Source organism: Leifsonia sp. 1010, assembly GCF_031455295.1.
Lineage (GTDB): Bacteria > Actinomycetota > Actinomycetes > Actinomycetales > Microbacteriaceae > Leifsonia.
In genome coordinates, this window is the sequence record NZ_JAVDSL010000001.1 from 539,791 (window position 1) to 561,978 (window position 22,188).

Annotated in this window: 19 protein-coding genes; 13 read left to right on the plus strand and 6 right to left on the minus strand. The window is 70.7% G+C overall.

Going from position 1 to position 22,188, the window contains the following annotated elements:
- The first annotated feature begins 73 nt into the window (after positions 1-73).
- Together J2Y42_RS02605 and J2Y42_RS02610 are read left to right on the plus strand one after the other, a co-directional pair.
- Positions 74-517: a VOC family protein gene (locus tag J2Y42_RS02605; protein WP_309854750.1), complete on the plus strand. Its 444-nt coding sequence runs from the start codon at positions 74-76 to the stop codon at positions 515-517.
- 163 nt (positions 518-680) lie between these two features.
- On the plus strand, positions 681-2,276 hold the full coding sequence (locus J2Y42_RS02610) for an ATP-binding cassette domain-containing protein (RefSeq protein WP_309854752.1): 1,596 nt from the start codon (positions 681-683) through the stop codon (positions 2,274-2,276).
- A 3-nt stretch (positions 2,277-2,279) separates the two neighbouring features.
- Here the strand turns inward: J2Y42_RS02610 and J2Y42_RS02615 are convergent, their stop codons facing one another.
- Positions 2,280-2,834, minus strand: coding sequence for an ABATE domain-containing protein (locus tag J2Y42_RS02615; protein ID WP_309854754.1), 555 nt, complete (start codon positions 2,832-2,834; stop codon positions 2,280-2,282).
- A 272-nt stretch (positions 2,835-3,106) separates the two neighbouring features.
- Here J2Y42_RS02615 and J2Y42_RS02620 point away from each other — a divergent pair, with 272 nt between their 5' ends.
- The 3 genes from J2Y42_RS02620 to J2Y42_RS02630 all read left to right on the plus strand — a co-directional run bounded on the left by J2Y42_RS02620 (position 3,107) and on the right by J2Y42_RS02630 (position 6,755).
- Positions 3,107-4,903, plus strand: a complete 1,797-nt coding sequence (locus tag J2Y42_RS02620; protein ID WP_309854756.1) for a DUF2207 domain-containing protein — start codon at positions 3,107-3,109, stop codon at positions 4,901-4,903.
- A 109-nt stretch (positions 4,904-5,012) separates the two neighbouring features.
- Positions 5,013-5,900, plus strand: a complete 888-nt coding sequence (locus tag J2Y42_RS02625; RefSeq protein ID WP_309854758.1) for an NAD(P)-binding domain-containing protein — start codon at positions 5,013-5,015, stop codon at positions 5,898-5,900.
- 54 nt (positions 5,901-5,954) lie between these two features.
- Complete coding sequence (locus J2Y42_RS02630; RefSeq protein ID WP_309854760.1) at positions 5,955-6,755, plus strand: methyltransferase domain-containing protein; 801 nt, start codon at positions 5,955-5,957, stop codon at positions 6,753-6,755.
- A gap of 75 nt (positions 6,756-6,830) precedes the next feature.
- Here the strand turns inward: J2Y42_RS02630 and J2Y42_RS02635 are convergent, their stop codons facing one another.
- From J2Y42_RS02635 to J2Y42_RS02645, 3 genes are all read right to left on the minus strand, one after another.
- Positions 6,831-10,718: a hypothetical protein gene (locus J2Y42_RS02635; RefSeq protein WP_309854762.1), complete on the minus strand. Its 3,888-nt coding sequence runs from the start codon at positions 10,716-10,718 to the stop codon at positions 6,831-6,833.
- Positions 10,719-10,902: 184 nt separating this feature from the next.
- On the minus strand, positions 10,903-11,463 hold the full coding sequence (locus J2Y42_RS02640) for a VanZ family protein (protein WP_309854764.1): 561 nt from the start codon (positions 11,461-11,463) through the stop codon (positions 10,903-10,905).
- 88 nt (positions 11,464-11,551) lie between these two features.
- A complete protein-coding gene (locus J2Y42_RS02645) occupies positions 11,552-11,779 on the minus strand; it encodes an RNA-binding S4 domain-containing protein (protein WP_309854766.1) in 228 nt (75 codons plus the stop codon).
- 93 nt (positions 11,780-11,872) lie between these two features.
- Here J2Y42_RS02645 and J2Y42_RS02650 point away from each other — a divergent pair, with 93 nt between their 5' ends.
- Positions 11,873-12,205 carry an ATP-dependent DNA ligase gene (locus J2Y42_RS02650; protein ID WP_309854768.1) on the plus strand — a complete coding sequence of 111 codons (333 nt, stop codon included), beginning with the start codon at positions 11,873-11,875 and terminating at the stop codon, positions 12,203-12,205.
- 21 nt (positions 12,206-12,226) lie between these two features.
- On the opposite strand, the gene J2Y42_RS02655 is transcribed toward J2Y42_RS02650, so the two are convergent.
- The gene (locus J2Y42_RS02655; RefSeq protein WP_309854770.1) at positions 12,227-12,637 is read right to left on the minus strand and encodes a hypothetical protein; all 411 of its coding nucleotides are present in this window, start codon (positions 12,635-12,637) and stop codon (positions 12,227-12,229) included.
- Between the two features lie 331 nt (positions 12,638-12,968).
- On the opposite strand from J2Y42_RS02655, the gene J2Y42_RS02660 reads away from it, so the two are divergent.
- The 6 genes from J2Y42_RS02660 to J2Y42_RS02685 all read left to right on the plus strand — a co-directional run bounded on the left by J2Y42_RS02660 (position 12,969) and on the right by J2Y42_RS02685 (position 19,552).
- Entirely contained in the window at positions 12,969-14,339 is a 1,371-nt protein-coding gene (locus tag J2Y42_RS02660) for an MFS transporter (protein WP_309854772.1), read from the plus strand.
- A 90-nt stretch (positions 14,340-14,429) separates the two neighbouring features.
- Positions 14,430-15,191, plus strand: coding sequence for an SDR family oxidoreductase (locus J2Y42_RS02665; protein ID WP_309854774.1), 762 nt, complete (start codon positions 14,430-14,432; stop codon positions 15,189-15,191).
- 9 nt (positions 15,192-15,200) lie between these two features.
- Positions 15,201-16,091 carry an RNA polymerase sigma-70 factor gene (locus J2Y42_RS02670; protein WP_309854776.1) on the plus strand — a complete coding sequence of 297 codons (891 nt, stop codon included), beginning with the start codon at positions 15,201-15,203 and terminating at the stop codon, positions 16,089-16,091.
- An 83-nt stretch (positions 16,092-16,174) separates the two neighbouring features.
- Positions 16,175-17,527 (plus strand): NAD(P)/FAD-dependent oxidoreductase, encoded by a 1,353-nt coding sequence (locus tag J2Y42_RS02675; protein WP_309854778.1) that lies wholly within the window; start codon positions 16,175-16,177, stop codon positions 17,525-17,527.
- A complete protein-coding gene (locus J2Y42_RS02680; protein ID WP_309854780.1) occupies positions 17,527-19,191 on the plus strand; it encodes a cytochrome b N-terminal domain-containing protein in 1,665 nt (554 codons plus the stop codon). The genes J2Y42_RS02675 and J2Y42_RS02680 overlap by 1 nt, the downstream gene beginning before the upstream one ends.
- Positions 19,181-19,552 carry a hypothetical protein gene (locus J2Y42_RS02685; protein ID WP_309854783.1) on the plus strand — a complete coding sequence of 124 codons (372 nt, stop codon included), beginning with the start codon at positions 19,181-19,183 and terminating at the stop codon, positions 19,550-19,552. The genes J2Y42_RS02680 and J2Y42_RS02685 overlap by 11 nt, the downstream gene beginning before the upstream one ends.
- Before the next feature lie 15 nt (positions 19,553-19,567).
- Here the strand turns inward: J2Y42_RS02685 and J2Y42_RS02690 are convergent, their stop codons facing one another.
- Positions 19,568-21,208, minus strand: coding sequence for a LuxR C-terminal-related transcriptional regulator (locus J2Y42_RS02690; RefSeq protein WP_309854785.1), 1,641 nt, complete (start codon positions 21,206-21,208; stop codon positions 19,568-19,570).
- A 95-nt stretch (positions 21,209-21,303) separates the two neighbouring features.
- Between J2Y42_RS02690 and J2Y42_RS02695 the strand changes: the two genes are divergently transcribed.
- On the plus strand, positions 21,304-22,026 hold the full coding sequence (locus tag J2Y42_RS02695) for an SDR family NAD(P)-dependent oxidoreductase (RefSeq protein WP_309854787.1): 723 nt from the start codon (positions 21,304-21,306) through the stop codon (positions 22,024-22,026).
- Positions 22,027-22,188: the final 162 nt, after the last annotated feature.

Below are 22,188 nucleotides of genomic sequence, written 5' to 3' on the forward strand. Positions count from 1 at the left end.
GTTTGACAGGTTATGCGACTGCATGAGAAGGTCATAACCGTTCTAAACAGTTATTTACCGAAAGGCACCGCTCATGGAACTCAAGCTCGAGATCGTGGTCATCCCCGTTTCGGATGTCGACCGCGCGAAGGACTTCTACGAGGGGATCGGCTTCCGCCTCGACGCGGACTTCTCCACCGACAAGGGGGTGCGCGTCGTCCAGGTCACTCCCCCCGGCTCCGCGGCATCCGTCATCTTCGGCGACCACCTGACCACGGCCGAGCCCGGTACGGCGCAGGGCCTGCACTTGATCACTCCGGACATCGTCGAGGCGCGCAACACGCTCGTCGAGCGCGGGGTCGCGGTCAGCGAGCTCTGGCACGACGCGGACGGGATCTTCCACTGGGCCGGCGAGGCGAACCGGGTGCCCGGCCCCCACCCCGCGACAGACAGCTACGGCACGTACGCGTCGTTCAGCGACCCCGACGGCAACAGCTGGACCATTCAGCAGATCGTCACGCGAGCCCCTGGCCGCTGAGGCACGGAGGCCAGAGGCCGGGCAGGCGGGCTTTGGTAGCATGCCATGGTGCTGATTGACGAGATCGACAGAGCGTAGCCACCGGTCACCGGTGGCTTCTGGAAACGCCACCGCGCGGCCGACTGCGTTCCGATCGTCCGCTTTCTCTCGTCAAGGTCTTCACATGTCTACTGGCACGTCTGCCATCGTTCTTTCCAACGTCTCCTTCTCCTGGCCGGACGGCCAGGCCGCGCTCTCGGGCGTCTCCGGCTCATTCACCACCGGTCGCACCGGGCTCGTCGGTGACAACGGCGCCGGGAAGTCCACCCTGCTGCGCCTCATCGCGGGCGAGCTCACCCCATCCACCGGCAGCATCACCACGGCGGGGGATGTCGGCTACCTTCGGCAGTCGCTGACCTGGCACGACACAGCTACGGTGGCCGACCTCCTCGGCATCGGGCCGGTGCTGGATGCGATCCGGGCCGTCGAGGGCGGCGACGCCTCTGTGGAGCATTTCGACACCATCGGCGACGACTGGGACATCGAGTCGCGCGCGGAGGTGCAGCTGCGGGCGATCGGCTTCTCGGCGGCCGACCTCGACCGCCCGGTGAGAACCCTCTCGGGCGGCGAGGTCATGCTGATCGCGATCTCCGGCCTGCGGGTGCGGGAGCTTCCGATCACCCTGTTGGATGAGCCGACGAACAACCTGGACCGTCCGACGAAGGCGCTTCTCGCCGGGATGCTCGACGACTGGCCGGGGGCCCTCGTGGTCGTCAGCCACGATCTGGACCTCCTCGAGCGGATGGATCAGACGGCCGAGCTGTGCGGCGGCCGTCTGACGACCTTCGGCGGCCCGTACAGCGAATGGAAGGCGGCACTCGACCAGCAGCAGGCGAACGCCGTGCAGGCGGCCGCGGCAGCACAGCACGCCGTCAAAGCGGAGCAGCGGCAGCGCGCCGAAGCGGAGAGCCGGCTGGCGAAGCGGGCCCGGAATGCGAAGACGGCCAATGAGAACAAGAAGGGCTCGAAGATCCTGATGAACGGGCTCGCCTCGCGCGCGGAGGCCTCCGCCGGCAAGCTGCGTTCGGGACTGGACGATCGAGTGGATGCGGCCAAAGCGGCCCGCGAACAGGCCGCAGCGCGCATCCGCCCGGATCAGCGGATCACCCTGCAGCTCCCGGACCCCGACGTACCCGCCGGTCGCCGCATCGCGGAGCTGCGCGGGAGCAACCGCACCTACCTTCTTCAGGGCCCGGAGCGCGTGGCCGTCGTCGGTGCGAACGGCGTGGGCAAGACCACCCTGCTCGAGTCGCTGATCCACCGCCGTGACGCGGAGCCCGGGCAGGCCGGTGGAGTGCTGCACACCGACCGAGTGGGCTATCTGACGCAGCGGCTCGACGGCGTCGACGAAAGCGTGGGCGCCTTGGAGAATGTGCGCCGGGTCGCACCGGATGTCCCCGACTCGCTCATCCGGAACCGGCTCGGCCGCCTGCTGATCAAGGGCGACGCGGTCGACCGACCGGTGGGGACGCTGAGCGGCGGCGAGCGCTTCCGCGTCCTGCTCGCGCGCCTGCTCCTCGCCGACCCGCCCGCGCAGCTCCTCCTCCTCGATGAGCCGACGAACAACCTCGATGTCAGCAGCGTGGATCAGCTCGTGGATGCGCTGGCCGACTACCGGGGCGCGCTCCTCGTCGTCAGCCACGACGACCGATTCCTCGCCCGACTCGGTCTCACGATGACCCTCGAGCTCGGCCCGGGCGGTGAGCTCACCGAAGCCTAGGCGTCACGCCGTCGCGGCGGGCTGCTTCTGCCGTGCGCGGAACGCGGTCGCCTTCATCCGGTTGCCGCAGGTCTTCATCGAGCACCACTCCCGGCGGTGACCGCGGGAGTGGTCGAGGTAGACCTGCGTGCACTCGGGGCGGCCGCACTCGCGGAGCACGTCCCCCTCGGTACCGCCGACGATCTCGACAGTCTGCCGCGCGATCTGCGACAGCCCCTCGGCGATCTCCGCCGCTCGATCGATCGTGCCGCTCTCGTCGAGCCGGAGCGTGATCGGGCGTCCGGCGGCGTGGGAGTTGAGCACGCGAAGGTCGCCCTCCGCAAAAGGCGCGCCCATCATGCGGGCGTGCACGACACGGTAGACGGCTTCGCGGAGCTCGACCGCCGCCTCGAGGTCGGCGGTGGTGGCGCGGGGGGACCGATCCATCAGGCCGGCCTCGAGGAACCATGCGTCGAGCGCCTCCGGCGATCCCAGCTTCTCCGTCGGTACGTCGTTGCGTCGAGCACGCAGCGTGCCGACGAAATCGAGGGCGGACGTGCCGCAGGGGAAAGCGTGCATGTAACCACCCTAACTGGTGACGGGGGGCGCTGCAACCGATTTGAGTGGTTACGAACCGGCCGGCGCACGCGGGGTGATCTGACTGTCCGATGGGCCCGACCGGCCGCGACAGACGCAGCCGTGTCAGGATGGGACGCGTGCCGCCGGGAGGGCCAGCGGCCGACGCGAACCGCCGGGGGCGGAGGACGGCGAGGGAGATGAGGGTCCGCGCTCGAAGCCGACGGCCGCTGGGATGGGCCGGGCGACTCATGGCGACGATGCTCGCCGCGGCAGTGAGCTCACTCATCCTCGCGGGGAGTCCCGTGAGCGCGAGCGCCGACTCCCGAACGGCCGTCGGCGCCATCGCCCCCACCGGGGTCGACGACTTCACCTTCGCGAGCTTCGACGGCGACTACCGGCTCGGCCGCGACGCGGAGGGGCACTCGACCCTCACCACGGCGGAGACGCTGGTGGCCCGGTTCCCCGACACCGACCAGAACCACGGCATCCGCCGCCAGCTGGTCGAGGACTACGACGGCCACCCGACCGACCTGGAGGTCGTGTCGGTCACCGACCAGAACGGCACGCCGCGTCCGTACACGAGCGATTCCGAAGACGGCATCCTGTCGCTGACGATCGCGGCGAAAGACTACGTGCACGGCGATCAGACCTACGTCATCACCTACCGGCAGACGAACGTCACGCGCTACTTCGGCGACACCGGCGACGACGAGCTGTACTGGGACACCAACGGCACGGCGTGGGCGCAGCCGTTCGACCGCGTGACGGCGACCGTGCACCTCGCGCCCGACCTGGTCGAGGCGCTGAAGGGCGACCCGTCCGCGTACCGCGGCGCCCAGGGGTCAACGGATGCCGCAACGGTCGAGCGCATCGACGACGGCTTCCGCTTCACCGCCGACACGCTCGGTCCGCGAGAGAACCTGACGTTCGCCATCGGGTTCGCGGCGGGCACGTTCACGGCGCGCGCCGACGGACTGTTCGACACCGGCTGGGGGTTCGCCGCCATGGCCGGCCTGGTGCTCGGCGTCCTCGCCCTCATCGGGGCGATCGTCGTGCGCGTGCGGCTGTTGCGCGACGCTCCCGGGCGCGGCACGATCATCCCGGAGTACGTTCCGCCGAAGGAAGGGCTCCTCCTCGCGGCGGACATCGCCGGAGGCGGCAAGAAGGTGGTCGCGGCCCAGACGCTCGACCTCGCTGTATCGGGTCGGGTGCGCGTGCTGCAGAGCACGGGATTCCTCGGCCGCTCCTCGTACACGCTGGAGTTCGTCTCGACCCAGGCGACCGGTCGCCAGGCATTGCGCCAACCGGACCCGACGACGGACGAGCTCCAGTTCCTCCAGGCCCTCTTCGGCACGTCGGCCGCGCCCGGGACGACGCTCGAACTCGGCTCGTCCAACTCGCGTGTCGCGCGCGCCACCGCCGCGCTGCTGAAGCGCGTGCACAAGGACGCCACCCGCTACGGCTACCGGAGGACGGGACCACGCGGAGCGGTCCTCGCAGTGCTCCTCACCGCCGTGGCCGCCACCGCCCTCGCCGTCGTGAGCTCGGTGCTGTGTCTCGCGGGCGTCTTCGGAGGCGCGCTGCCCGTCGGCATCATGATCGGCGCCATCCTGCTTCTCATCGTCAGCGCCATCCTGCTGTCGCACTCGCCCCTGAGCACCACGGGCAGCACCCTCCGCGAGTACGTGGAGGGCCTCAAGATGTACGTGCACCTCGCCGAGGCCGACCGCATCCGCTACCTGCAGTCACCGCTGGGGGCGGAGCGCGTGCCCGTCGCCGTGAACGACCCGCGGGAGATGCTGAGCCTCACCGAGCGCCTGCTCCCCTGGGCTGTGCTGTTCGGCGAGGAGAAGAAGTGGCTGGCCGAGCTCGGACGGTTCTACGAGGAGACCGGAGAGAGCCCGACCTGGTACTCCGGGCAGACGGCATTCAACGCCGCCGTGCTCTCCCACATGGTCAGCGGGATCTCGTCCAGCACGACCATGACGAGCAGCTCATCGTCCGGCGGAACCGGCGGCGGCGGGTTCTCCGGTGGCGGTGGGGGCGGCGGAGGCGGCGGGGGCGTGTAAAGCATTTCGCCTCGACCGGACGACATCGAGCGGTGTGCGACACTGCTTCAACGGCGACGCGTGACGGGATCGGCACACCGGCTGTTGCGTGCGACAGGAAGGCGACTCGATGGACGAGCAGCGCATCGGCATCATCGGCATCGGCCGGATGGGCACAGGCATCGTCGGTCGGCTCACGGCGCTGGGTCCCGTGGCAGCGTTCGACATCGATCCCAGCCGGCGCGAAGCCATAGAGCATGCGGGTGCCACCTGGATGGAGTCGGTGACGGCGATCGCCAGGTCGAGCGACGTGCTCGTCACCGTGCTCCCGGGACCCGGCGAGACGGACGCGGTGATGCGCGAGGCGCTCCCGGAACTCCGCGCCGGAGCGGTCTGGATCGATCTCACGTCGGGGGATCCGGGCAGGACGTCGGCTCTCGCAGAGACGGCGGCCGAGCGGGGCATCGAGGTCATCGCCGCCCCGATGGGCGGAGGCCCCGAAGATGCCGCCGCGGGGACTCTGACGTTCTACGTCGGCGGGGCGCCCGACGCGGTTGACCGTGCCACGCCCATCCTGAACCGGCTGTCGGCGGACGGCGGGATTCGCCGGTGCGGCCCGCGCCCCAGTGACGGGGTCGTCGTGAAGCTTCTCGCGAACGCCCTGTGGTTCGCCAACGCGGTGGCGGCCGCAGAAGCCTTGCTGATCGGCGCAGCGCAGGGCCTGGCGCCTCAGCACCTACACGCGCTCCTCGCCGACAGTGCGGGCAGCAGCACGGCGCTGTCGGAGCACCTGCCTGCTGTGTTCCGGGACGATTACCTGGCCACCTTCAGCGTCGACCGTGTCGTCGAAGAGCTGGACACGGTGGCGGCGCTCGCCGGGGCGGCCTCGGTCTCCTCGCCCGTGCTGGACGCGTCGGCGGATGTTCATCGCCGTGCGCTCGCCCGCTTCGGGCCGGTCCTCGGCGAGCTCCTCGGCGTGCGGCTCGCCGAAGAGACGGCCGGGCGCGACCTCCGCTGAGCAGCGACGCAATCCGCCCTCCACGAAGCGGACGCGCGGCGGTACCCTTCGACCGTGGACGACGACGCCGCGCGGTTCCAGGGGTCCCTTCCCGAGTTCTACGACTCGGGGCTCGGACCGGTGCTCTTCCGCCACTACGCCGATGTGCTCGGTGAAGCGGTGGCGTCGACGGCGCCCGGACGCATCCTCGAGGTGGCGGCCGGGACCGGGATCTCGTCGGCCGGGATCGTCGCGCACAATGCCGGGGCGGAGATCGTCCTCACGGACCTGAACGAGGCGATGCTGCAGCGGGCGGCTGACAAGGTGCCGGCCGGAACCCGCATGCAGGTAGCGGATGCTCAGGCGCTGCCGTTCAAGGACGCGAGCTTCGACGCGGTGGCGTGCCAGTTCGGCATCATGTTCCTGCCGGATGTCGGCGCCGGATTCCGCGAGGCGCGGCGCGTGCTCACCGACGGCGGCGTGTACGTGTTCAGCGTCTGGGACAGTCACGACCGCAACCGGTTCGCCGCGGTCGTCGACGGGCTGCTGACGGAGACGTTCCCCGACGATCCTCCGCCCTTCTATCGAGTGCCGTTCGGGATGAGCGACGTGGAGCGGCTGCGGAGGCTGGCGCAGGACAGCGGGTTCGGCACACTCCGCATCGACGTGCTGCCGCACGACGCACCGGTCGCCTCGTGGCCCGAGTTCGCGGACGGCCTGATCCGCGGCAACCCGGTCTCCGATCAGGTGCGGGCGCGCTCCGGCGATCTGGATGCGCTCGTCCGGACAGTGGGCGAGCGGCTCGCCGCGGAATACGGCCCGGCGCCGACGACCATCCCGGTGCAGACGATCCTGTTCCGCGCCTGGGCGGCCTGAGCACATCCCGGAATCGACCACCGCGCAGCACGAAGGCCGCCGAGCGACGTCCGGCGGCCTTCGTGGTGGTGCGTGCTAGGTGTTACTGATGCGGCGTCGGCGCAGGAAGAGCAGCGCTCCCCCGGCGGCGAGCAGGATGCCCGCCAGGCCGCCGACACCCCAGCCGATCGTCGAACCGGTGGAGGCGAGGCCCGCCGTCACCGCCGGGTCGTCGACGCGGTGGCTGGTGGCGCAGTCCGGGTTCTTGTCCGGCGCGGGGACGCAGAACGCGTCGCCGTCCGGGCTGGTGACGACGTTGGCGATCTGCTTGTCACCGTTCCCGGTGACCACCACCGAGTAGGTCACGGTGACGACCTGCCCGACGGCGAGGTCACCGGTCCAGGTGAGCGTCGAGCCCGCGCGGGTCACGGTGCCCGAGGTCGCCTTCTGGTCGCCGGCCCACGTCGCATCGTCGAGCACCTTGCTGAGGTCATCGACGACGTTGCCGCCGGTCACCGGCGCCGCGCCGAACTGGGCGATGGTGAGGGTGTAGGTGATGCGGTCACCGGTCTTCACGGCGTGGCCGGACGCGGGGTTCGACGTCTTGGCGAACGTGTAGCTGCCGAACCGGTGCACCGTCTCGCAGTCGGAGGCGGAAGCGCACCCGTCGGAGGTCACGACGTTGTCGAGCGTGCCGTCGCCCATCGAGCGCGCATCCTTCACGGTCACCGAGTAGGTGATCTTCGCCACCGCACCGACGCCCAGCGTTCCGGACCAGGCGAGCGAACTGCCGGTCACCGTCGCCGTCCCCGCATCCGCCGCGACGTCGCCGTTGTAGGTGGCGTCGTCGACGACCTTGCTGAGGTCATCGGCGAAGGACGCCGCCGACGGGACCGGCCCGCGCTGCGTGACGGTCACCGTGTAGTGGATGACGTCACCCGAGTGCACGACCGAACCGGGAGCCGGGTCGGCGGTCTTCACGACGGAGTAGCCCGCGATGTCGATGCCGGCCGGGTCGCAGGGGATGGTCGGAGCGATACCCGAGTCCGCCGGGGTGTCGGCGGTGGCGCAGGCCGTGTTGACGAACGCGCCGCCCGGGAGGGTCTCGTCGAGCACCAGGTCGTACTCGTGCGACTCGGAGGCGCCCGGCGCGAGCGAGGCGATGTGGAAGGCACCGGCCGTCGGGCTCTTGTCATCCGTCAGGTCGACGTTCGTGAGCGTGCCCTGACCCGTGTTCGTCACGGTGACGCGGTAGTGGACCGTGTCGCCGTAGTGGAACGCGGGGTAGTCGACTGAGCTGTTGGCGTCGTGCCAGGTGCCGTCGGCCGCCTGCACCTCCTTGAGGATGCTCGCGGAGTAGTAGTTCGCGACACTGATGGCGGCGGACGTGCGCATCACGAGTGCGGTGTGGCCCGCGATCGCCTGCGCCCGGTTCACGAGCGTGTCGCCGCCCTTCACGCCGTTCGTCGTGATGTGGACGCCGAACTGCTGGGTCGCGCCCGGCGCCAGGCTGCCGCCGATCACGCGGACCGCGGTCGGATTCGCCGGCATGGTCGTCGTCCAGCCCGCGGTGTTGCCGGTCGGGTCGCCCGGGGCCGCGCCGTTCTGCGCGTTCGACGGGTCGTCGGACAGGGTCGTCGGGTCGGCGGTCGTGTAGTACACGGTCGCTCCGAGCGGGGCGTTCACCGAGGTGAGCGAGTACGAGCCGGAGTACGCGGTGCCGCGTCCATCGCCGTTGTACGGGAGGATGTCGATCGTGTCCGTGAACGGCTGCGTGATCGGGTCGTAGGACTTCACGGTGACCGTCCACGAACCCGTGCCCATGCCGTCGCCGTTCACGTTCGGGATGAACGGAGCGTCGGCGGTCTTCACCACGGTGGTGTAGCCGTCCGTGGCGACCGTGACCTGGGCGGCGGCGGACTTCGTGATGCCGCCGTAGCTGGCGCTGACCGAGTTGACGAGGGCGGACCCCGGAGTCACGGTGCTGTCGGCGACCGCCTGGTAGGTGAGCGCGTGGTCGGCGTTCGTGGTGACGCCGTTCAGGGTCCACGTCAGCACCTGCTGGCCGGAGCCGTTCGTCGACACCGCCGGCTCGGGGGATGCGGTGCCGGGCACGTAGGTGACGCCCGCCGGCAGCGTGTCGACCAGCTGGTAGCCGTCGACCGTGGCCGGGATGGCGCCCGCGCCGTTCGCCGAGTAGGTCAGCGTGTAGACGGCCGGGTCGCCCGGGCTGACGACCGAGCGGTCGGCCGACTTGGAGATGGCGGGAGTGGCGGTCACGATGCGGACCACGTCACGGAAGCCGGTGGTGCAGGGGTAGCGGGAGCCCGCGGTCGGGGTGATGCAGCTCTGTCCGTTCCACCACGCGCTCGTGGCGCCGAAGTCGATGACCCCGGAGAAGAACGACCAGATGTCGGTGCCCGCGGGGACATTCGGGTTGATCTTCTGATACACGACGGCGGTGATGTTCGACTGCGCCGACAGCTGCTCGAACTGGCCCTGCGTACCGGTGATGCGCATCGCCTTGACCGTGGTGAGGTCGGCCGGTTGAACGGTTGTCCATCCGGTCGTCGAGCCACAGTCGAAGGCGTTCGGGTCGTAGCCGGCGCTCGCCGGGTCGACGGTGGGGTCATTGCCGACGTAGTACTCGGCCGTGGCGCCGATGGTGTTGTCGGTCACGGGCTGAGCCCATCCCCAGCCGGCGTAGGTGACATACCTCGTATCGAGGGCGGAGCACATTCCGACGATTCGATCGTCCGGACGGTCCGTGTGCAGCTGGTACGCGGTGTCCATGTACTGCCCGACAGTCGTCCCCGCGGAGACCCGGTAGGTGTCGTCCCATGTGGTGCCGCCGCTGTTCGTGTAGCCGCGGCCCCAGCCGGAGGAATAGACACCCGGCGTCGTCCACGCCTTCGACTCCGCGTTGTTGGACGGGTCGTCCTGGGCCGTCTGCCCGCTGACCGATGTGTAGGTCGGAGCGTCGGAGTTCAGGACGGCAGAGCCGGAGGATGTCGTGTTGACGCGGATCCAAATCGAGCCAGACGCGAGTGCGACCTGGTCGACAGGAAGGCGGTTCCCGGCCGAGTCCAGCGTCGGCGGGTTCGCCGGCGCGTAGTCGATACCCGAGATGGTCAATCGGAACGTGGTCGGGCCGGTCTGTGTGATCGTGCAGTTGCCTGCCGGGGCGGTCATCTGCGAAGCCGGATGCGTGCCGCCAGACCACGGGTGACCGTTGGCGATCGCCGGGCCGGCGAACGGGGTGCACCCCTGGGCGTCGACGGAGGTCGCTCCCTGGGCAGACGCGATGTCGAGGTTGTAGATGACGGTCGCCGGCCCGGCCTCGCTTCCCAGCGCCTTGCTCAGCGTCCACTCGTAATCGATCAGGAATCCACCGTTGCCCACTGAGTAGGTCGGCGTACCGACACCCCAGCGGATGTCCATCCCGAACGGATTCGTGATGGCGATCGGGCTCAGTGACGCGGTCGCGCCGCCGATGCTGCCGTCCGAGGTGATCTGGTCGCCGGTCGCGCCGTCGGCGACGATGGGCGCCTGGATCACCACGGCGGTGCCCTGGTCGCGCGTCCCGACGTTGCAGACGAGGGTGTGCCCGTCGGCGGAGATACTCGACGCCGGCGTGACGCCGGTGGTCAGACACAGGGAGGGGAGCGCCGTGAAGCGGCCGTTCTGCGCGGTGATCGTGACCGTCACATTGTCGACCGGCGCATTCGACGGGGCCGGTGCGTCGTCGTTGACGTTGATACGCCACACGCCGGTGACCACGTCGCCGCTCTTCACGGTCGTCGGGGTTCCTGGCGCCCAGGAGGCTTCGATCTGGTAGACCGGCGCCGCCATCGCCGGAGCTCCGACAAGGGCCGCGGCGAGCGCCAGCGTTCCGGCGACCAATGCGGCCAGCCAGCGCCACGGCGAAGCCAGCGCAATTCTTCCCTCGCGGCGGCGGCCGCGCCCATCCTGGTGTGCAGACACAGCAGCATCCCCTTCGTCCTGCGTCATGGAGCGGCGGAGCACCACCGAGACCGGTGCCCGCCGCGCCAAACGCTAGCGGCGGCCCAGCGGGCTGCGGCCGGATTTCACCCCGGCTTCACCCCCAGAAAGGACAGATGACCCCCGAACGAGTGACACCTCCACTCGCCCGCTGCGGCACGAGTCGTCAGCGGTGCAGCGGCGGGAGCGAGTGGAGCGGCGACCCGAGAAGGGAGGCGCCCCACAGCGCCGCTGCCACCGTGACGATGAAGCACACCCAGTAGACGGCGGGAACGGCTCGACCGCGCGATGCCCGCCGGGCGAGCGACAGGACGAGGAAGCCGCCAACGGCACCGGACGTGTTGAGGATGACGTCGGTGACGTCCGAGCTCCCCGAGGCGAGCACATACTGGGCCGCCTCGAGAGCGCAGCTCGTCAGCGCCGCGACGAGCGCGACCGGCCAGACGCGCCAGCGCGGCGCGAGTACTCCGAGATAGACGCCGAAGGGAACGAACAGGGCGACGTTCGCCAGCATCTCGGAAGGCCGGTTGACGCCGAAGCCCTCGCTCGCGACGAACGGCACGAGCTTGACGGCGCGCACGCCGTCTCCACTGAAGTCGGGCACGTGGAACTTCCACAGCACGGCCCACACCAGGAGGACGACATACACGACGAACAGCACGGCCGGGAGGGATCGCGGAGCGGTGCGCGTCGGACGCGCCGGGCGGAGGGAGAGGGATGCGGTCACCTTCTCGACGCTACGGACCGCTGCCTCGAGGCGAATCAGTCGCTGGTCGCGACGGTCTACGACCTCCGAGTGATGGTGAGCAGTGACCTCAGGGGGCGACCCGCACCCCGTGACCGGCGAAGGTCACCACATCCCCGACCTGCAGTTGGCGCCCACGCCGGAGCTCGACCTCGCCGTTGACGTCGACATCCCCGTCGGCGATGGCCTCCTTGACGCTCCCGCCGGAGTCGAGGAGTCCGGCGAACTTCACGAACTGCCCGAGCCGGATGGCGTCGCCGCCGATCGACACGTCCTCGATGGGAGCTGGCTTCTTCATCCCCGAATAGTAGGCACGGCGGCCCGGATGGGGGAAATGGGGAGGCAGAGGAACCGGTCGGGATGGATACGGTATGGCCAGGAGGTGGGTTCGATGGGGTACCTGGCGTACGACGGCTCAGCGCGGGTGTCTTTCGACGACGTCGTCCTCGCACACCTGGAGGTCGCCATCTTCGCCAAGCTCCAGCGCAAAGAGTCCTTCGCGCTCACCTGGCGGGAGTCGAGGGCCAATGGGAGCGGCCGGAGCACGATCTGGCTCGATTCCACGCTCCCCATCCGCTTCCGCTACGACAGCCCGCGGCCTCCGGCGATCAACCGCGAATGGCTGCGCCGCCTGACCGACGCGGCCAACTCGAACGGAGGCCTCATCGTGCTGGATGAGGACGGCGACCTCTGCGCCGGGACCTCGCACGACCGGGGCATCTAAGACCGGGCCGCCGCAGCGGCTTCACACGGGCAGGACGGCATTGCCGCGTCGCAGCACCGTGCCGCCGAGCCGCACCCAGACGACGCTGACCATCCCCGCGGTGACGTCGACGGCGATCGTCGCGGTCGGCTTGCCATCTCGTCGCAGCAGCAGGCCGGGGCGGCCGTTCACGGGCCGCTCGACCACCTCCCGTCCCCGTCGGTCGCCGAGGCCGTAGGCGAGCAGGAGCGCGGCGTCCTCCACTCCACGCACCACGCGGACCTTCGCCCGATCCCCCTCCCCGGCGTCGACCACGACGGCGACGTCCGGGTCGAGGAGTCGTCGCAGACGTCGGGCATCGCGGGCAGCGGTGGCGGCGCGCAACTCGCTGACGAGCTGCCGCCTCCGGGTGTGCACCGTGTGCAGCCACGGCAGCCGCGCTGTCATCGACATGGGAACGCCTTTCTCTCGCAACGGGTGTGATGGTCCGGCGGCGGGAGGGACCAGCCGTGGTCTGCTTGGCGCATACCCGGGGAGCGGGCCGCCTGAAACCCGGTGTTCCCGCTCTTACCTCACGGCTCGACCGGACCGGCGGCCATGTGCAGCCGTCACCCAGTACGACCGGACAGGGGGCGCGAATGTGACAGGTGGCACCTCCTCCCCTTCGTCACAGAACGGCGGGCCGACCGGTCAGAGCCGGTGCCGGGACCTTCCCGGGATCACGACGAATGGACGACGGACGATGACCGGATGGATGACGGCGCCACAGCGAACGGTATTGGCGGTGGCCGTCGTGGCGACGTTCATCGCGTTTCTCGACGGCAGCGTCGTGACGGTCGCCCTCCCCGCGATCGGGCGGGAGCTGGGAGGCGGCCTTGCCGTCCAGCAGTGGGTGGTGGATGCGTACCTCCTAACGCTCGGGTCGGTCATCCTGCTCGCCGGGTCGCTCTCCGACCTGTTCGGGCGCCGGCGGGTACTGCTCTGGGGCCTCCTCGGCTTCGCCATCGCCTCGGTCCTGTGCGCTCTCGCGCCCACCTCGGCGATCCTCGTGATCGCTCGGGGACTCCAAGGCGTCGCCGGCGCCCTGCTCGTGCCGAGTTCCCTCGCCCTGATCCTCGGCGCGTTCAGCAGCGCAGCGCAGAGTCGGGCGATCGGCGTCTGGACGGCGATCACCTCGCTCGCCAGCATCGCGGGGCCCGTGCTCGGCGGTGTGCTGGTCGACCTCCTCTCGTGGCGGTGGGTCTTCGCCATCAACCTCCTGCCGATCGCCGTGGCGCTGCTGCTGGTCCGCGCCCTTCCCGCGGTCGCTCCACACCGGCCCGGCGCCCGGGTGGACTGGGCGGGTGCGGGCCTCGGCGTGCTCGGGCTCGGTCTGCCGGTGTTCGCCCTGATCGAGCATCCGCGATACGGCTGGGGCTCGCCGCTGATCCTCGGTTCGCTCGCGGTCGGCGCGGCAGCCCTCGTCGCCTTCCTCCTGCGCGAACGGAGGGCGGCGCAGCCGATGCTGCCCCTCACCATCTTCCGGGCACGCGACTTCACCGTGGGGAATGTCGCGACGGCCTTCATCTACGGGGGTGTGGCTGTCGGCACCTTCGCGCTCGCGCTGTTCCTCCAGCAGGGAGCCGGATATTCGGCGACCCTCGCCGGATTCGCGATGGTCCCGTCCAGCATCGTGCTGATCGCCCTGTCGGCGTACTTCGGCCGCCTCAGCGGCCGGGTGGGGCCACGACTGATGATGACCGTCGGGCCGTTGGTCGCGGCCGGCGGGTTCGCTCTGATGCTGCGCATCTCGCGCGACGCCGACTACCTGACCGAGGTGCTGCCTGCCGTCGTCGTCTTCGGGCTGGGCATGGCGATCACGGTCGCTCCGTTGACGGCGACCATCCTGGGTGCCGTCGATCCGGCACGGTCCGGGATCGCGTCGGCCGTGAACAACGCGGTGTCTCGTGTCGCCGGCCTCGTCGCGGTGGCCCTCGCCGGTTCGGCGGGCGCGGCGATGTCGGCCGTCACCGGGTTCCACGAGCTTGCCGGGGCAGCGGCGGTCGCGCTCGCGGCGGGCGGGCTGATCTCGGCGGCCGGTATCCGGAATCCCCGCGGGGTGAGCAGCGAGCCGGTCGAGACGGAGGTGTCCGGTCACCACGCCCTGCTCCGGTGAGCCGACTTCGCGCGCGGCTGTCACATCCCGAGCACCTGTCCGGTCAGAGCTGGTGACGCGCGGAGCGTCCGCGCAGAAACGGAGCAGCACATGAAGATCGTCGCCATCGGCGGAACCGGCCTGATCGGCCGCGGAGTCGTCTCTCGTCTGCAGGAGGCGGGCCACGACGTCGTCGCCGCATCGCCCTCGACGGGCGTGGACACGGTCACCGGCGAAGGGCTCGCCGCGGTCCTCGAGGGTGCGGACGTCGTCGTCGACACGCCCAACGCGCCGTCGTTCGAGGACGGCCCGGTGCACGAGTTCTTCGAGCGGTCCGCCACCAACCTCGTCGCAGCCGAGAAGGCCGCGGGCGTCCGCCACCACGTCGTCCTGTCGATCGTGGGCGCCGACCGCATGCCCGACATCGGCTACATGCGCGCGAAGGTGATGCAGGAGCGCATCGTGCGCGAGAGCGGCGTGCCGTTCACGATCGTGCGCGCGACGCAGTTCTTCGAGTTCATCGGCGCCCTCGCCGACGGAGCGACGAAGGATGGCACGGCCGTGCTGTCGGACGTGCTGATGCAGCCGATCGCCGCGGCGGACGTGTCGGCCGCCCTGGCCGAGGTGGCCGTCGCCGCGCCCCTGAACGGGATCGTGGAGGTGGCCGGTCCGGAGCCGCTGCGGCTGGACGAACTGGCGCGTCGGCTGTTCTCCGCTACGGGCGATCCGCGGACCGTTTCGACGGATCCCGACGCCGGATACTACGGCGGCCGGGTCGACGACCGCTCGCTCACGCCGGGCAACGACCCCGCGATCACCGACCACCGGTTCGGCGGGACGACGTTCTCCCGCTGGCTGGAGGACCGCCACTAGCATTCGACCATGACGGGGCCAGTGGAGCAGGACGACCTCGACACCGCCGCGGCGACGTTCGCGGCGGTGCGGCCGCGCCTGTTCGGCATCGCCTACCGGATGCTCGGGACCGTCGCGGACGCGGAGGACATCGTCCAGGACACCTGGGAGCGCTGGCAGCGCACCGACCGCTCGGCGGTGCGCGAGCCGGCGGCGTTCCTCGCGACCGCGGCGACCCGGCTGGCCATCAACCAGGCCCAGTCGGCGCGGGTGAAGCGCGAGACGTACATCGGGCCGTGGCTGCCCGAACCCGTGGACACCAGTGCCGACCCCTCCCTCGGCGCCGAGCGCGGTGAAGCGCTCGAGTTCGCCGTGCTCGTGCTGCTCGAGAAGCTCACGCCGACCGAACGCGCCGCGTACGTGCTGCGGGAGGCCTTCGACTACCCGTACGCGCAGATCGCGGACATCATCCAGGGCTCCGAGGCCTCCGCGCGGCAGCTCGTCAGCCGGGCGCGGAAGCACCTCGCGGAGGAACGGCACGTGCGCGAGGTCGACCACGCCCAGCAGAAGCGGATGCTGGAGGCCTTCCTCGACGCCGCACAGTCCGGCGACATCGCCGAGCTGGAGCGCATCTTCACCGCCGACATCGTCAGCTACTCCGACGGCGGCGGTCTCGCCCGCGCGTCGCGCATCCCCGTCTTCACCCGCGAGACGGTGGCGAAGTACGTCCACGCCTTCGCCGACCGGTTCTGGGAGGGCACCGTGCGCCTTATCGAGGCCAACGGCGGCCCCGCGGCCGTGCTCGTCCGCGACGGCGCTGTGGTCGCCTTCATCGCGCTCGACGTCACGGCCGACGGCATCCGCCGCCTCCAGTGGGTGCTCAACCCGCAGAAGCTGGAACGCCTCCCCGTTCCGGCGTGAGATCCCGCCCCGATGTCACAAATCGGGATGCTGTCCGGTCATAGCGGGTGAAGGCACATTCATCGGCCGGACAGGAGGCACTCATGCGCCGGATCCTCGTGGTGGGCGGCGGTTACGCCGGTTTCTACACCGCATGGAAGCTAGAGAAGAAGCTGCGGAGGGACGAGGCCGAGATCGTCGTGATCGACCCCCGGCCGTACATGACGTACCAGCCGTTCCTCCCGGAGGTCGCAGCGGGGTCGATCGAAGCGCGGCATGCGGCCATCTCACTGCGCAGCCACCTGAAGCGCGCGCGCCTCATCCCCGCGTCGGTGACCCGGATCGATCACGCGTCGAAGACGGTCACCGTGCTCCCGAAGGACGGCGAGCCGTTCCCGCTGGGCTACGACATCATCGTGGTCACCGCCGGCGCCGTCACCCGTACCTTCCCCATCCCGGGCATCACCGAGCAGGCGATCGGCATGAAGCACGTCGAGGAGGCCGTCGCCATCCGCGACCGGCTGCTCGACGCCTTCGACCGCGCCTCGGTGCTGCCGCCCGGACCGGAGCGCAGCCGTCTGCTGACGGTCGCGTTCATCGGCGGCGGGTTCTCGGGCGTCGAAGGGTTCGGCGAGACGCTCTCGCTGGCCACGGCGCTTCTGAAGTCGTATCCCGAGCTGACCTTCTCGGACCTCTCGTTCCACCTGATCGAGGCGCGCAACCGCATCCTCCCCGAGGTGACCGACGAGCCGGGACGCTGGGTGGTGCGGGCTCTGGAACGCCGTGGGGCCCACATACACCTGGATGCGCAGCTCGTCTCGGCGGAGGGCGGCCACCTGGTGCTCTCCACCGGTGCGGAGTTCGACGCGCACACCATCGTGTGGACGGCCGGCAACGGCGCGAACCCGGTCGTCGCGAACCACACCGACCTGCCGGTCACGGCGCGCGGATCGGTGATGGTCCGCGCCGACCTGCGGGTGGGCACGGCCGAGAAGATCGTGCCGGACGCCTGGGCGGCCGGCGACGACGCGGCGGTGCCGGACCTGGCGTCGCCGATCGACGGCGCCGTCACGGTTCCCAACGCCCAGCACGCCGTGCGGCAGGCCAAACGGCTGGCGAAGAACATCGTCGCGACCCTGCGCGGCGAGCAGCCGAAGGACTACGTGCACCACAGCCTCGGCGTCGTCGCGACCCTGGGCCTCGGAACGGGCATCTTCCAGTGGCGCGGGATCGTCATCACCGGCTTCCTCGCCTGGGTGATGCACCGCGGGTATCACGTGCTCGCGATCCCGACCTGGGAGCGCAAGGTGCGGGTGCTGCTGATCTGGGCGAGCGCCGCCTTCTTCGGCCGCGACATCGTGTCGCTCCTCTCGGTGCAGCATCCCCGCCGGGCGTTCGTCGGGGGCGGCGTGCCGGAGGCGTCCGACGCGCGCGAGCTCGCCGGGAGGGCCGCCTGATGCCCGTCGACCGTCGACACCGGCCGTCCGCGACGGCACGGCTCGCCGGAGTCGTCTCGAACAGTGCTGCAGGACGCCATGTCGCCGCACTGCGCGACGAGCTTCGGACCCGGCGCGTGCCGCTGCACTGGACGAACATGTTCGGGGTCATCGCGTTCGCGTGCGTCGTGGTGCTGTTCGTGACCGGCTTCATCCTGATGTTCGTCTACACGCCGTCGGGCACGCGCGCGACCTATGACGGCCCCTACACGCCCCTCGCGGGCGCCGAGATGTCGAAGGCGCTGCAGTCGACGCTGGCGATCACGTTCGAGGTGCCCGGCGGCCTGCTCATGCGCCAGGCGCACCACTGGGCGGGCCTCCTGCTCCCGGCCGCGATCATGCTGCAGCTCGCGGTGTCGTTCTTCACCGGCGCGTTCCGCCGTCCGCGCCGGCTCTCCTGGGTGCTGCTGTTCGGCCTGCTGATCACCGCCCTGCTCGGCGGGTGGAGCGGCTATGCGCTCCCGGACGACATGCTGTCCGGCACGGGACTGCGGATCGTGGAGGGCATCGTCCTCGGCATCCCTGTCGTCGGCACCTGGCTGTCCGCGCTGCTGTTCGGGGGCGAGTTCCCGGGGCGGATCATCGAGAACCTCTACCCGATCCACGTCGCCGTGGTGCCCGCGCTGCTCGTGCTGCTGCTCGCGGCGCGGGCGCGGCGGGCGTACCTCGACAAGCCGGCGCAGTTCGCCGGCCCGGGCCGCACGGAGGAGCGGATCGTCGGGGTCCCGGTTCTGCCGAACCTGGCGGCGCGTGCGGGCGGCCTCCTCGCCATCGCGACCGGCGCGATCGTCCTCATCGCCGCGACGGTCACGATCAGCCCGATCTGGCTCTACGGACCCTCCTCGCCCGGCGACGCCTCGGCGGGCAGCCAGCCGGACTGGTACACGGGCTTCCTCGACGGAGCGCTCCGCCTCGTCCCGCCCGGCTGGGAGTTCGAGTGGCTCGGCCGCACCTGGACGCTCGCCATCCTCATCCCCCTCGCAGTGGTCGGGCTCTACCTGCTCGCGATCGCCGTGTACCCGTTCGTCGAGGAGTGGGTGACCGGCGACCACCGCGACCACCACCTCCTCGACCGCCCGCGCAACGAGCCGACGCGCACCGGCCTCGGCGTCTCCGGCATCGTCTTCTACGCCGCCCTCTGGGGCGCGGGGAGCGCCGACCTCGTGGCCACACATTTCCACCTCACCGTGGAGTCGGTGGTCGCCGGGTACCAGGCGCTCGTGGTGCTCGGCCCGACCGTGGCGTTCGTCGTCACCCGGCGGGTGTGCCTCGCGCTGCAGAAGCGCGACCGCGACATCCTGCTGCACGGCTACGAGACCGGGCGCATCGTCCGGCTGCCCGGCGGCGAGTACGTGGAGGTCCACGGCTCGGTGGATGCGGCCGAGCGGTACCGCCTGGCCGGCCCGGTCGCCGCGCACCCGGCCGACGCCAGGCCGGACGAGGACGGGCGGCTCCGGCCCACCGAACGGCTCCGGGCGGCTCTCGCCCGGGTGTTCTTCGAGGACCGCCTGGAGCCGGTGGGCCCGCTGACTCGCGACGAGGTCGTCGCCGGAGGACGAACGGATGAGGCGATCGCAGAGAGCGAGGAGACCCCGGTGGCTGCAACGCGGGCGGGTGCGGCGTGAGGCGGACGCGACCGCTGCGGCGGCCGCTCTGACGACGGCGCTGCGAGACGCCTATCTCGCCGGCGACGCCTCGGCCTTGGCCGGGGTACTCGGCCTGGAGGTCCACCTGGTGGTCGACCATGGCGGCACGGCGTCACCCCCGGTGGCGGTGGGCATCGCATCCTGCCTGCCGCTCCTGCACGGCCTGCTCGGCGACGCCGCATCCCTCCGGCTGGACGTCCGGCCGATGAACGGCCGATCAGGACTCGTCGCCTCGCGTGACGGACGCGTCTTCGCCGTCATGGTGCCGCACGGTGCCGTCGGGGCCGTCGACCATCTGTGGATCGTGGCCGATCCGGAGAAGCTCCGGCGCTGGGGGTGACGCCGTCGACGAACGTCAGTCGGGCAGCCGCACCAGGTGCCGGTCGAGCGCGACGGCGATCGCCTCGTCCCGGTTAGACACATCCAGCTTCCGGTAGATGCTGCGGATCTGGCTCTTGACCGTGTTCACGGAGACGCCGAGCTCCTCCGCCACCTGGGGCACGCGCGGGGTGCGCAGGTAGGCCTCGAGGACGGCGAGTTCGCGCTTGCTCAGCGGCTCGCCCTCCGGCAGCGGCAGCAGGAGGGAGCGGACGGGGATGTCGGCGAGCACCTCCCCGAATCCCGCACTCTCCAGGGCGCCGAGCAGGTGCGGGAAGTCCTCGACCGGCACCAGCGCGACGGCGAGCCGCTGGCCGGTCGCGCGGAGAAGCTCGCCCAGCTGGTCGACGACGGATGTGCGGCGAGGTCCGCTCGAGAAGCGCAGCAGCGCGGCGGCCTCGAGGGCCAGCGCCTCCGCGTGCGTGCGGGCATCGAGCGGTGCTCCGGCGACCCGGCGCACCTGCTGGAGCGCGGCGCCGGTGCGGCCGAGGGCCAGTTCGACGCGCGCGAGACCCACGTGGCGCTGGGCGCTGCCCGGCTCGAGCTGCCGCAGGACGGTCGACGCGGAGGTGAGGTCGCCCAGCGCGATGTGCAGCAGCGCCCGGTGCGGTGCGAGCTCACGGCGGGCGGCCGTCCCGCGACCCTCCGCACCTCGCAGGGCGGCGTAGGCGTCGATCCCCGCCAGACCAGCGGAGGGTCGGCCCGCGACCAGATCGACGAGCGCCTCGGTCGCGGCGATGGCGCGCCAGTGCTCGATCGTCCGGCGATCGTGGACCATCGCCGCCAGCTGCGTGCGAGCCCCCTCGGCGTCGAACCGCTCCAGCGCCACGACCGCCTCGGCGACGCGGTAGAACGTACCCGGATACCAGGAGCGCTGCTGGTCGGTCCACTGCTCGTCCTGAGCCAGTTCGATGTACGCCATCGCCTCGTGGATGTCGCCCCTCAACGCGTGGATGCCGGCCGACATCGCGATGTTGGCGAAGCCGGAGGAGTAGCCGGTGGGCGGCGATTCGGCCATGCCCTTCTCGAACGTCTCCAGCGCCAGCTCGACCTGCCCCGCGTAGTACTGGGTGGTGCCGACGTGAGCGTAGATGCGTGACAGCGCCTGCACGGCGGAGCGCTGATCCAGCGTGAGTCCGTCCAGGGCGGCCACGGCCTTGCGCGCCGGCGCGATACCGAGGCGCGGGCGCCCGATCAGGCGGTAGGCGGCACTCTCGCTGGCGAGGATGAGCGCCCGGTCGACCGGTCCCACCCGCTCGATGCCGTGACGGGCGGCCCGGGCGGCTCCGACGAAGTAACGCAGTCCCTTCATCCTCCGGTTCGGCTGGAGGTTGTAGGCGATGCCGAGCATCATCATGAGCAGCGGACGCGTGTGAAGCTCGCCCGCCGGGATGCGCTCGGCGACCTGCGCGAAACCCTGCCGGATCCCGATGGCGACATCGAACCAGTGGTCCCGGACCACGGCCGTCGCCGCGTCGTAGTCGCCCGCGTCGACGGCCTCCTGGAACTGCCGGAGCACATCCCGGTCGATCGTCAGCCGGATGTCGTCGGCGCTCTCGGGCTCGGGGTCAGCACCCGCGGAGAACGAGTGCGCGGACTCATCCGAGAACGTGCTCATAGGAGGACTCCAGGGTCGACGGGAGGGCAGGGGGTCGTCTTCATCGTAATGACGCGTCGGCGCGTCTAGCGTGGAAGGCGACGAGGAGGCGAGAGATGGCGAGGATTCTGGTGACCGGCGCAGGGAGCGGGCTCGGGCTCGGTGCCGCACGCGAGCTGGCGGAGCACGGCCACACCGTGGTCGGGCACGTCCGCAGCCTGGACCGGGCGGGCGAGCTCCGGGATGCGCTGGGCGACGATGGGGTGATCCTGGCGGCGGAGCTCTCCGACGAGGAGCAGGTGCAGGCGCTCGCCGATCAGGTGGCGGATGCCGGCGGCGTGGACGCGGTCATCAACAACGCCGGAGTGATCGACGGCGCCGGCATCCTCCCGGTCAACGTCGTCGCCCCCTACCTCCTGACCGCGCTGGTCCCGGCCGAACGCTACGTCTATCTCAGCAGCGGGATGCACCGGGGTGGCCACGCGACGCTCGACAGACTCGATTGGTCCGGGCGGACGCGCACGGCGTCGTACTCGGACAGCAAGCTGATCGTGACGGCGCTCGCCGCGGCGCTCCCCCGCCTCCGTCCCGGCGTGTTCAGCAACGCGGTCGACCCGGGCTGGGTGCCCACGCGGATGGGCGGCCGCAACGCGCCCGACGACCTCGAGCTCGGCCACCGCACGCAGGTCTGGCTCGCCGAGGGCGAAGACCCGGAGACCCGCACCTCGGCGTACTGGCACCACCAGCGGCAGCAGCGACCGCATCCCGCCGCCACCGATCGGGCGTTCCAGGATGCGGTCGTTGCCGCACTGAAGGAGCACACCGGCACCGACCTGTGACCGCTGGGCCGCAGCGAGTTCCCTTCGGGTTCCCAGAACTCTGCCAGGACGATTCCCGGTAGGCTGGACGACAACAAGGGGAGTACTCCCGTCGGCAGTGAGCCCGTCATTACGGATGCGCCATCGCATCCCGGGCCACTGGTCCCGAACCGAGATCGTCGA

Excerpts from the sequence above, each read along its gene's own strand:
- J2Y42_RS02605 (WP_309854750.1), top strand. The coding sequence starts at position 74 with ATGGAACTCAAGCTCGAGATCGTGGTCATCCCCGTTTCGGATGTCGAC.
- J2Y42_RS02610 (WP_309854752.1), top strand. The coding sequence starts at position 681 with ATGTCTACTGGCACGTCTGCCATCGTTCTTTCCAACGTCTCCTTCTCC.
- J2Y42_RS02615 (WP_309854754.1), bottom strand. The coding sequence starts at position 2,834 with ATGCACGCTTTCCCCTGCGGCACGTCCGCCCTCGATTTCGTCGGCACG.
- J2Y42_RS02625 (WP_309854758.1), top strand. The coding sequence starts at position 5,013 with ATGGACGAGCAGCGCATCGGCATCATCGGCATCGGCCGGATGGGCACA.
- J2Y42_RS02645 (WP_309854766.1), bottom strand. The coding sequence starts at position 11,779 with ATGAAGAAGCCAGCTCCCATCGAGGACGTGTCGATCGGCGGCGACGCC.
- J2Y42_RS02650 (WP_309854768.1), top strand. The coding sequence starts at position 11,873 with ATGGGGTACCTGGCGTACGACGGCTCAGCGCGGGTGTCTTTCGACGAC.
- J2Y42_RS02655 (WP_309854770.1), bottom strand. The coding sequence starts at position 12,637 with ATGTCGATGACAGCGCGGCTGCCGTGGCTGCACACGGTGCACACCCGG.
- J2Y42_RS02665 (WP_309854774.1), top strand. The coding sequence starts at position 14,430 with ATGAAGATCGTCGCCATCGGCGGAACCGGCCTGATCGGCCGCGGAGTC.
- J2Y42_RS02670 (WP_309854776.1), top strand. The coding sequence starts at position 15,201 with ATGACGGGGCCAGTGGAGCAGGACGACCTCGACACCGCCGCGGCGACG.
- J2Y42_RS02675 (WP_309854778.1), top strand. The coding sequence starts at position 16,175 with ATGCGCCGGATCCTCGTGGTGGGCGGCGGTTACGCCGGTTTCTACACC.
- J2Y42_RS02680 (WP_309854780.1), top strand. The coding sequence starts at position 17,527 with ATGCCCGTCGACCGTCGACACCGGCCGTCCGCGACGGCACGGCTCGCC.
- J2Y42_RS02690 (WP_309854785.1), bottom strand. The coding sequence starts at position 21,208 with ATGAGCACGTTCTCGGATGAGTCCGCGCACTCGTTCTCCGCGGGTGCT.
- J2Y42_RS02695 (WP_309854787.1), top strand. The coding sequence starts at position 21,304 with ATGGCGAGGATTCTGGTGACCGGCGCAGGGAGCGGGCTCGGGCTCGGT.